8 protein-coding genes are annotated in these 10,283 nt (G+C 65.5%); 2 read left to right on the forward strand and 6 right to left on the reverse strand.

Features of this window, described 5'->3' with window-relative positions:
• Positions 1–283: 283 nt before the first annotated feature.
• The 6 genes from AC1DYX_RS22585 to AC1DYX_RS22610 form a co-directional block, all read right to left on the reverse strand.
• Positions 284–907: a hypothetical protein gene (locus tag AC1DYX_RS22585; RefSeq protein ID WP_477262990.1), complete on the reverse strand. Its 624-nt coding sequence runs from the start codon at positions 905–907 to the stop codon at positions 284–286.
• Positions 908–5,158 carry an RHS repeat-associated core domain-containing protein gene (locus AC1DYX_RS22590; RefSeq protein ID WP_477262992.1) on the reverse strand — a complete coding sequence of 1,417 codons (4,251 nt, stop codon included), beginning with the start codon at positions 5,156–5,158 and terminating at the stop codon, positions 908–910. It abuts the gene before it with no gap.
• Positions 5,159–5,176: 18 nt separating this feature from the next.
• A complete protein-coding gene (locus AC1DYX_RS22595; RefSeq protein WP_477262994.1) occupies positions 5,177–5,641 on the reverse strand; it encodes a DcrB-related protein in 465 nt (154 codons plus the stop codon).
• Positions 5,642–5,654: 13 nt separating this feature from the next.
• A complete protein-coding gene (locus AC1DYX_RS22600; protein WP_477262996.1) occupies positions 5,655–7,559 on the reverse strand; it encodes a type VI secretion system Vgr family protein in 1,905 nt (634 codons plus the stop codon).
• Between the two features lie 123 nt (positions 7,560–7,682).
• Entirely contained in the window at positions 7,683–8,345 is a 663-nt protein-coding gene (locus AC1DYX_RS22605) for a response regulator transcription factor (protein ID WP_477262998.1), read from the reverse strand.
• Complete coding sequence (locus AC1DYX_RS22610) at positions 8,335–9,159, reverse strand: sensor histidine kinase (protein WP_477263000.1); 825 nt, start codon at positions 9,157–9,159, stop codon at positions 8,335–8,337. The genes AC1DYX_RS22605 and AC1DYX_RS22610 overlap by 11 nt, the downstream gene beginning before the upstream one ends.
• Positions 9,160–9,547: 388 nt before the next feature.
• Here AC1DYX_RS22610 and AC1DYX_RS22615 point away from each other — a divergent pair, with 388 nt between their 5' ends.
• Positions 9,548–9,898 (forward strand): zinc ribbon domain-containing protein, encoded by a 351-nt coding sequence (locus AC1DYX_RS22615; RefSeq protein WP_477263003.1) that lies wholly within the window; start codon positions 9,548–9,550, stop codon positions 9,896–9,898.
• A gap of 9 nt (positions 9,899–9,907) precedes the next feature.
• Entirely contained in the window at positions 9,908–10,069 is a 162-nt protein-coding gene (locus AC1DYX_RS22620) for a hypothetical protein (protein ID WP_477263005.1), read from the forward strand.
• Positions 10,070–10,283: the final 214 nt, after the last annotated feature.

Here is a 10,283-nt window from a genome sequence, read left to right on the forward strand (position 1 = left end):
GAGCACTCATGTCGTCAGTTTACCTGCGCCCGAGCGGGCTACTGGGACCGATTTATGCAACAAAGCCATTGTAAAGTATAAAACTGCTTTCTCATTATGCCCTACACTCCGCAATTCAATCTTTACCAAAATGACAAGACTCACCAGTCGCCGCGCCATTCGTTCGCAAATTCTGAATCGCGGTCAAAGCCGACAATTTCTCCGATATTTCTGTTAGCAGGCGTTCGAAACCGAAGTCGATCACCTCATTAGTTTTGTGTTTAGAAATCCGTTGAGCGATAATTCATGTTACTTGCACGAAAAAAGTTCCAGCATCTAGAGGTTTGATGTGCCAACGAACAGCATCGATGTAAAGATAGCCAACTGCATCCGAGAGGCCGAAAATCCCTTGATAAGGAGCGGGGAAATTACCTCCATATAATTGCAGCGCAAATTGTTCATTTTTCAGCGCAATGGGCTCGGCTTGGAGCATAGTAGGTTCCCCACCGACTTTTGATCCACCATAAGGTGCAGCAGGATCGAGCTCAGCAACTCCGACTTCAACAGTTACTGGTGGAATAACGTCTGATCCGAGTACTTCACGGCCCGCTTTATGAACGATGACTCTTGTGTAACCTTTTCGCAACCATTCCAATTCTTCCGAAGATCCATGGTAGGTGATGTTATCCAAAAAGTATTCGGATTTAGAATAATATGAAAATACAGAAACAAACAAATCTGCTGGAAGATCAATTCCGGCATTAACAGTTAAAAAATTTGCTGGCATGGACATCACAAGAGTTAGCGGCACTCCATCGGGTGCACTTGGCCAATCCACAATATTTTCGATTAATGCTCCCCCACCAATACGAGGTTTTCTGTTATCAGTACACGCCCCCGAAAAATTTAACTTTTTCCCAGCAATCATTTAGCACCCTTTCGTTAATTTCCGAAGAAATTTATTGGCTTGCTTACGCAATCGCCGTACGTGGCTTGCAGACATGCCAGCTTTCCTCAGGCCGCCTTGAGTTATGTCGAGTTCCACTTTCACTTGTGGATGAAACTCATTTACCCCAAGGCCGTAAGTATTTCGGATTTTTGCCTCGTGATAATGTGCGCCGCCAATACCCCTCGAGTCTCTGAGCGGCCCTCTCGTATGATGATCCAAGTCCAACGCGATGGATGGATTCTCACCTAACCGTGTTTCGCCGGCCAACCCCATTTGTTGTAGATACTCATGACGTATCAGTTCGTGCGCTTGCAAACCATCCCCAACATGCGCACCGCCATTCAAATTCGCGTAGGTGCCCAGCTGACCTAGCGCCGCCCAACCATAGGGATCCATCCACCCGTTTGGATTCGACGTATAGGAGTAAAGATTCAGCCCACCATCCAACCCGATCGGATCCTGACTGACATACCTCCCCACATCCGGATCGTAATACCTGAACGTGTTGTAGTGCAGCCCAGTCCCCCCATCCGCATACTGCCCCGGGTACCGCAACGGCTGCTCGGTGCGCTCCAGCAGCGCCGCGTCCTCGCCGCGTTCGACCTTGCCCCACGCCGTATATTTCCCGGCCCACGCCAGTTCGCCCGCCTCGTCCGTCAATTCCAGCGGCGTGCCCACCGGGTCGGTATGGAAGTGGAAGATGCGCGCCGTCTCACGCGCCCTGTCGATGCCGACCTGCGCCAGGACGCCGCCGATCACCGCGTCCAGCCGCGCCAGCGGGGTGTAAGGTGAGTCCGGGCTGTACACGTAGTTGCTGACGCTGCCGTCGCGCACTTCCTGGACCATGCGCATGCCCTGCCACACGAAACGCTTGCGTTGTTCGCGCGCGCCGCCGAACGCGTCGCGGCGAATCTCGCTGCTGGCGATGCGGCGGCCGAGCGGGTCGTAGTCGAAGCGCGTCTCGACGGTGCCCTGCGCGTCCTCGGTCGTCACGGCGACCAGCCGGTCTTCCGCATCGAACGTGAAGCGCTGGCTCTGGCGCGTACCCTTGTGCTTCTGGCTGACGTTGCCCCACGCGTCGTACTCGAAGCGGATGTCGCGCCAGACCTTCAGCCGGTTGCCTTCGACCCGGCCCTGGCTGCCGTCCGGCGCGCGGTCGAGCAGGTTGCCGGCCGCGTCCCACACGAAGCGCTCCGGCACCACATCGTCGGCGCGATCCTGGCGCAGCAGGTGGCCGGCCGGGTCGTACTGGTAGTCGATACGGCCGCGCACGTTGTCGTGTTGGGCGGCCAGTTCGCCGAGCCGATCGTAGCGGTAGGTGCGCCAGAAGCGGCCCTGGCCCGGCCCCAGCACGTCGGCACCCGTGCCCGCCGCCTGCCACAGGCGGCGGCCGAGCGGATCATACGCCGTTTTCTGGACCAGCCGTCCCTGCGTGCGCAAGACCTCGCGGTGCAGGTCGTCCCGTTCGACGTCGCTGATGACGCGGTCGCCCGCGCGGATCTGGTGCACGTGGCCAGAACCATAGCTGAGCAGGTCGATCCGCTGCCGGTGCGGCAGCGCGAGCGCAGCGATGTTGTCGAGTTCATCGAGTTCGTACGCCACGGTGCCCTCGGCGCCGTGTTCGGCGATCAGCCGGCCGGCCTGGTCATAGTCGAAGGTGACGCTGCCGGCAGTTACGCCGAGCGCGGCGCCCAGCGGCGTCGGTTCGCGCCGCGCCGCCACCAGGCGGTCCGCGTCGTTCCACGTATAGGTGCCGATTGACGTCGCCGTGCGCTGCGCGAGCAGGCGTCCCATCCTGTCGCGCTCGAACAGCGTCGTGCGACGCGCACGCTCGCGCGCATCAGGTGCACCGAGCTTTTCCAGTTCGACCAGTTCGCCCGCCGCGTCGTAGCGCAGCCGGCGCTCCACGCCGTCGGGCCGGACTTCGCGCACGAGCCGGTCGCCGGCATCGTAGTCGAACGCATACCCTGTCGCCGCATCGGTCGACAACACGGTGAGCCTGCCGCGCGCATCGTAGCGGTAAACGAGCCCGCGCCCGGCCGCATCGCGCGCTTCGACCACCTGCCCGCGCGCATTGCGCAGCCAGCGGCCCTCGGACGGACCGTAGCGTTGCGCGATCAACAGGCCGGCCGCGTCGTACGCGCTTTCCTGCACGGTGCCGTCCGGCAGGATGATCCGCACCGGTTCGCCCGTCGGCAGGCGTTCGAAGCGCGTGTGGTTGCCCAGCGCGTCCGTCACGCTCGCCAGGTAGCCGGCGGCATCATACGCATAGCGCGTCGTCTTGCCCGAGCAATCCGTGTACGCGGTCATCAGGCCAAGCACATTCCACGTCATGGTCTGGCGGCCACCGCGCGCATCGATGCGGGCGATGGGCAGCGGGCTCAAACCCTCGGGGTATTCGTAGCGTTCGGTGCGCTGCAGTGGGTCGGTCGTCGCGAGCATGCGCCCCAGGTGATCGTAGTCGGCACGCCAGCGTGCACCGTCCGGCGTGGTCACCTCGCTGACGCGGACACTGTTGCCGTCGTACGTCGTTTCGGTGCGGCGTCCGAGCGGATCGGTCTCGGCGACGATGCGGCCGGCCGCGTCGTATTCGAAAGCGATACTGCGTTCGCCGGGCAGTTCGATCCGCGTCGGCTGGCCCGCGGCATCGTATTCCATCGTGTAAGCACCGCCATCGAGGTCGGTGCACGCAAGGATCTGGTGATGTTCGTCGTACGTCCAGTGCGCCTCGCGTCCCAGCTCGTCCCGCACGGACGTGCGCCGGGCCGCCAGGTCGTACGTGAATTCGGTGCGCTCGCCTTCGCTGCACCAGCAGGCGGCCACGCGCGGCACGCCGTCCTGCACGGTCCAGGCGTAGTTCGACACCAGTCCCAGCGCATTCGTGTGGCTCGTCATCAGGCCATCGGCATAGGTGAACCGGCGCACTGCGTGGCCGTTCGCATCGAGCACGGTGACGAGCTGGCCGTGCGCGTCGTAGTCATAGCGTACCAGCACGCGCGGGTCGCCGCCGACACGCTCGATGGCCACCAGCCGCCGGCCCGTCGCGTCGTCGTAGGCAAGGCGCAACTGGATGCCGCCGCCGGCATGGATGGCCTGCACGCGGCCGGCATCGTCGCGCACGAAGGCCTGCCATTGGCCGCTGCGGTCTTCCATCCGTTGCAGCCGCCCGACCGCGCCTGCCGCGACGTCGACATGCCCGAAGTCGTAATAAATCTCGTTCAGGTCGTACAGGATGTAACGGCCATCGTGCGTGCACGCGAGGTAGCGTTGCTCGGCCTCGCTGTACAGCGTGTGGCCCGGCGGGATAGTGGGGAAACCGGTCTCGCGTCCCAGCGCGTCCACCAGCCACAAGCCGCCGTCGCGTGGTTCCAGCCGGAGTTCCCACGGCACCACCCAGCCGCGGCCGAGCGCGCCCTCCTTCGTCACGCCGCTCGAATAGAAGCGGTTGACCACGACCGGCAGCGGCGCCGGCACGACGACATCCACCTCGTCCTGCGCCAGCAGCAGCTTGCGCCCCGTCGCCACGTCCACCGGCCGCCCGAACAGGCCGCCCATCACGCGACTGACGACGGGTGCTGCGACATAGCGCCCCACCGCCTCGCCGACCATGAAGCCGCCGATGAACCTGGCGGCGCACGGCACGACGGCACGCGACAATCCGCCGGCGGCCTTGACGAGGCCCGCGAGGCCGCCGACGAGGCCCGCCAGCGCGAACGCCCAGTCGACCGTCGTGCGCAGCCAGGACGGCACTTCATCCGCGACGGGCAGCCAGGCGACCCGGCCGCCGCCGATGAAGACGTTACTGGAACCGTCGTCGATCTTCGCACCGCACGCGATGGCGTCCTGCTTGCGCGCGGCCGGACGGCCGTTGATGAATACCGTGCCGGAGCCCTCCGCGACCAATGGCACCGGATTGTGCTTGCTGCACACCGTGGTGCTGGCGGTGGCGTAGGCGGCGCCGCGGCTGTTGGTGAAGACGTTCGGCGAGGCGCTGCTGATCGTGCCGGATGGCGATGAGAACATCTTCCCGATCGCCTCCCCCAGGCCGAGGATGGCGGCCGCGCCGACGCCCGCCAGCAGGCCGGCCAGCAGCGCGACGCCGAAGCCGCACGTGAACGTGGCGAAGGCGACGGCGGCGATCAGCGCGACGCCGATCACGGCGCCGATCAGGAATCCGCCGAGCGCGCCGGTATGGGCGATCGGATCGGTCAGGCGGGCAGCTTCGAACATGGGACGGCCGGGCGGTCGTCAGGCGGCGGGCTGGAAGCTGTCGAGCCACGTGCGCCACAGCGTCTCGAAGCGCTCGTCGGGCGCGCGCGGCGTGGCGGCCGTGAACACGAGCGCGCGGCCATTGCCGATGTCGAACGCCGCCTGGCGCTGGCGGATCACCTGGGCACCGTTCTTGTACTGGGCGTCGATGCGCTCGCCGACGAGGGCCGGCTCGTGCAGGCCGAGACGCTCGTCCGTCCGTCCCAGCAGCTTGTGGCCGGGCATGCGTGCCTTGAGGATGCCGAGCTGGCGGTCGACGTAGGCCGCGAGCGTCTCGCCCTCGCCCAGCCGGTCGCGCGCGATGCTGAGGTTGGGCTGGCTTTGCGGGTCGGCCGGAACGAATACGTTCGTGGTACGGTCGTCGAAGCCGGCCGGCAGGCCGACGCTGCCTTCGTGCATGCCGACGCGCGCCGGCCCTCCTGCCGCTGGTAGCGGGTTGTTCATCAGGTGCTCCGGATTACGGATTGAGGAAAATCCTGGGGGCGACGATCGTGATGTCGTCCGCCGTCATCGTGATAGAACTGCCGCCCACGACGAGGGTGATCTTGTGCGGCGACGTGACGGTGATCTCGCCGTCGAGCGACGTGACGGTGACGTCGCCCTTGATCGTGCTGTCCTGGCGCCCTTCCGTCACGTTCAGGGTCATGTTGCGGCGGATGGTTTCCGTGTGCGCGCCGCCGACCGTGTGCGTGACATCCTTGCCGATGCCCAGCACGTGGTTGCCGCCGACCTGCAGCGTGCGGTCGTTGCCGACGGCCTCGGTCTCGTCATGCTCCACCACCGTGTCGAGATTGCGCTCGGCCTGGATCCACACCTGCTCCGCGCCCTTCTTGTCGTCGAAGCGGATCGCGTTCGCATTGGCATAGCCGCCGCCCGGCGTGGAGCGCGACAGGAAGCCGCTCTGCGTCTTGCTGGCCGGGAGTTCCCACGGCGGCATCGTGTTCGCGTTCGGGATCATGCCCGTGATGATCGGGCGGTCCGGATCGCCGCCCATGAACGACACGATGACCTCCGTGCCGATGCGCGGGATCGACGTCATGCCGAAGTTCGACCCGGCCCACGGCGTCGCCACGCGGATCCAGGCCGAACTGCGCTCGTCGTTGCTGCCTTCGCGGTCCCAGTGGAACTGCACGCGCACACGCCCGAATTCGTCCGTGTGGATCTCCTCGCCTTTCGGTCCGACGACGGTGGCCGTCTGGATGCCGTAGATCTTCGTTTCGGTGCAGTGAAAGCCGCGCCCGGGCCGCCACGTGATCTTGCGGCGCAGGCATGAAACGCGGTTGTGGTAATCCGCGGCACCGCTGTTCGTCTGGTAGTTATTCGTCGCGTGGTGCGTGCATTCGACGACGAGGAACTCGTTGGCGTGCATTCCACCGTCGGCGTCGAAATGCCCGGTGAGGCGGAACCAGCGGCCCGGCATCAGCTGGCGGTTGTTGCCGCCGCCCTCGAACAGCTTGCCGCGCGCTTCCGTTTCTTCCATGCGCAGCCTGGCCAGGGCGTCGCCGTCGGCCAGGTTCCTGAAGCCGAACGCGCCCGTGTATTCGTAGGACTCGATGACGGGAACGGCGCCCTGCTGGTTCAGCGTGGCCGCCGACGTGACGACCGGACGGCCGCTCTTGAAATCGTAGCTGCTCACGGCGACGCTGCCGTGCACGAGGTGGCGTACGGGCGACCAGTCGCCGATGCCGTCTTCCTCGGTTGCGCCGCCGTGGCGCTGGAACGGTACGTCCGGGTCGCCGTCGATCGGCTCCGCCAGGCTCGTATCGTCCGCCAGCACCAGCCTGTGGCCCTTCGCGTCATGCTCGAACCAGTAACACAGGCCCGCGGCCGCCCAGCGCCGCGCCAGATAATTGGCGTCGCTCTCGTCGAACTGGCAAGCGTCCGTCATCGGCCGGTCCGCTCCCTTGACGCGCCAGTCCCAGTCGGCCAGGCCGCCGTAATCGTTGAAGATGCTGCGGGTCTGGTCGTACAGCGTTGCCTCGTGGAACAGGTAATTATCCTTGCGCAGGCTGAGATAGTTCAGCCACGGGCCCAGCCGCGCTTCGTAATAGGCGAGGCCGCCGTCGACCCGGGCGAGGCCGAAGCGGAATACCCTGCCCGTGAAATAGCGCAGCGTGCCATCCGCGCGGACCAGCTCCACGCACAGCATGCGGCCCTGCAAATCCTTCAGGTGGATATGCGCATCGTCGGACAGCAATTCGACCCTGTATTCGAAGGGGCGCGACAGCCCTTCGGACGCTTCCAGCGTATTGACCAGCAACGTGGCATCCGGCCCATCCCCTTCCGGGAACGACAGGCGCAGGATGCGATTGTGTTGGCGCTCGACCGCGGCAAGCTCGCGGATGGACATGACGTCGCGCATTTCCCCTCTCCAACAAAAGCGAAGAACTCAGCGGCGCCAATTATACCGATTTGTGAAAAGTTTATTAAATCCGAAACAATATTTTTGTAACATTCCGCAACATCCCGCCAGCCCGGCACGGCGTCAAAGCAGATGCCGCCCGCCGCGGTCGATATGCTTGCCGTCGATCACGGTGCCCAGTTCCACCTCGATCGTCTTGCGCACGAGTTCCGCCAGCGTGCTGACGCCCATCTTCTCCATCGCCCGGGCCCGGTGCACCTTGATGGTCTTTTCCGTAATGCCGAGATCGGCCGCAATCTGCTTGTTCAGCCGGCCGGTCACGACACGTTCCAGGACCTGGTGTTCGCGCGGCGTCAGCGATGCGAGTCGGCCGCGCACGGTCTCGAGCTCGCGCAGCACTTCACGGTCGTATTGATCGCGGGCGAGCGCGGCGCGCACGGCCATCAGGAAGGTCTCGTCGTCGAACGGCTTGACGAGGAAGTCGACCGCACCCGCCTTGATCGCGTGCACGCCGGTGGCGACGTCGCCATAGGCCGTCATCAGCACGACCGCGCGCGCGTTGCCGAGTTCGAACAAGGTGCGCTGCAGCGACAGGCCGTCCAGGCCCGGCAGGCACAGGTCCGCGACGACACAGCCGGGCCCCGCCGGGTCGTGCGCGCGCAGGAAGTCTTCGGCCGACCCGAATGCCTGCACCGCCAGCCCTTCGGCCTCCAGCAGGCGCTGCAATGCGCGCAGCAGGCAGGACTCGTCGTCGACCAGGTACACCACAGGTTGCTCACTCATCATGTTTTACTCCCGCCAACGGCAGCGTCACGCGGAACACGGCGCCGCCCTCGGCACGGTTGGCCGCCTCGATGCGGCCGCCGTGAGCGGTCACGATCTCGCGCGCGACCGCCAGGCCGACGCCGAGACCTTGCGGCTTCGTCGTGAAAAAGGAATCGAAGATGCGTTCCGGCCGCGCGACCGCGATGCCGGCGCCATTGTCCGTGACGGTCAGGCATGCCCGCGGCCCCGGTCCCCCGGACGTGACGATGACGATGCGACGCGCGCCGGGCGGGTTCGCAGCCACGGCGTCGCAAGCGTTCAAGATCAGGTTCAACAATACCTGCTGCAACTGCACCGGGTCGCCGCGCAGCGGCACCGCGCGCGGATCGAGTGCCAGCACCAGCCGCACGCCGTGCTCGGCCAGGCAGGCGCGCGCCAGCGCCACCGCGTCGCGCGCCACGGCATTGAGGTCGACGGGCTGGCGCAGCGTTCCGCGCCGCAGGAACAGCGCGCGCATGCGCTGGATGATGCTGATCGCCCGCTGGCTCGCCTCGACGATGTCGTCCAGGATGTCGTCCAGCACCGCGCGCACGCCCGGCCGCGCCGCGAGGCGGCGCCGGCCCGCCCGGGCATTGGCGAGGATCGCGGCCAGGGGCTGGTTCAGCTCGTGCACGATTGCCGCGCTCAGCTCGCCAAGCAGGCAGATGCGCGCCAGATGGATCGCCTGCTCGCGCTGGACGCGGAGCGCACGTTCGCGCCTGGGTCGCGCCTCGTGCGGACGGCCGCGGTGCCGGACCCGGCCCGGCAGCGGTTGCCGCGGACCGCGTAACCTCACCCTGCGCATCCTTGCCCTCGTCGGGATCGAACCGAGCGCCATGCAAGCTCCTCTGCGGATCGCCGGGCGGTTGCCGCCGCCCTGCCGCAACACGTCGCGGTGGGTGCCGTTGTCAGGCCGCGCAAAGGCTGGCCCCGTCGGCGGCAGACCCCATCCGCCTTCACCTGCGAGCCATTCTAGGCGGGGCACGCGTCATGATCGGTGGGACATCGGCGGGATTTGAGGCTCCACAAACATCATGCAGAACGATCGCACTACGTCGACGACTCATTGTCCACCAGCTCGAGGTCGGATAATACCCAAGGACTGGATCGTCACTGGTTCGGAGCTCGACTCTAGTCGAACCAAATGTGAGGAGACGCGTCCAATCGTGATCATGGAAAGCACAATGGGAATCGGGCCGGCCGCCAGGCTGCTGGGGGCCACGGTCAAGACTCTGCAGCGCTGGGAGCGTAACGTCCAGTTCGCGCTCGGCGAGCGCACCTGGACCTGTGCCGGCTGCGGCTCGCATCACGACCGCAACGTGAACGCGGCGGTCAATCTGCAACGGCTCGCCACCGGCGCCCATGCGGCGCAAACGGCGCTACCCGAGGCGAGCCAGGCGGTGACGCCGGGCACTGCCGCCGGCGATGGGCCGGCGGGAGGCGGGAAAGTGACGCCTGTCAGGCACGAGCACGGTCAGCAGGACGGTTCGGGGCAGGAAGAGATCGGTGTGCACTTGTGCGCACCTTCTCGATAGCAGGTCATCATGCTGCACACCCCGCCACGCGCGGTCGGCATCGCCGTCACCTGCCCCGCCCTGCTGCTCGGCGACTGCGCGTCCCCCAACACGCCAGACGAGGCACGCAAGACCGCGGACGAGTCGCACACCACGCTCAACCGCTTCATCCAGGATCCGGAGATCACCTGACTGCGCCAGAACCTGTCGCGGGCCGAGGCCATCCTGATCAGCCCGCGCATCCTCCAAGCCGGCTTCATCGTCGGCGGTTTCGGCAGCAACGGCGTGTTGCTTGCACGACGGGCGGCCCCGGCTGGACCGGYCCCGCGTTTTACAAGCTCGGTACAGGCAGCATCGGCCTGCAGATCGGGGCCGAGGCCGCCGAGTTGGGCGCGCTGATCATGAC

It is taken from the genome of Massilia sp. P2_C2, from assembly GCF_056404615.1.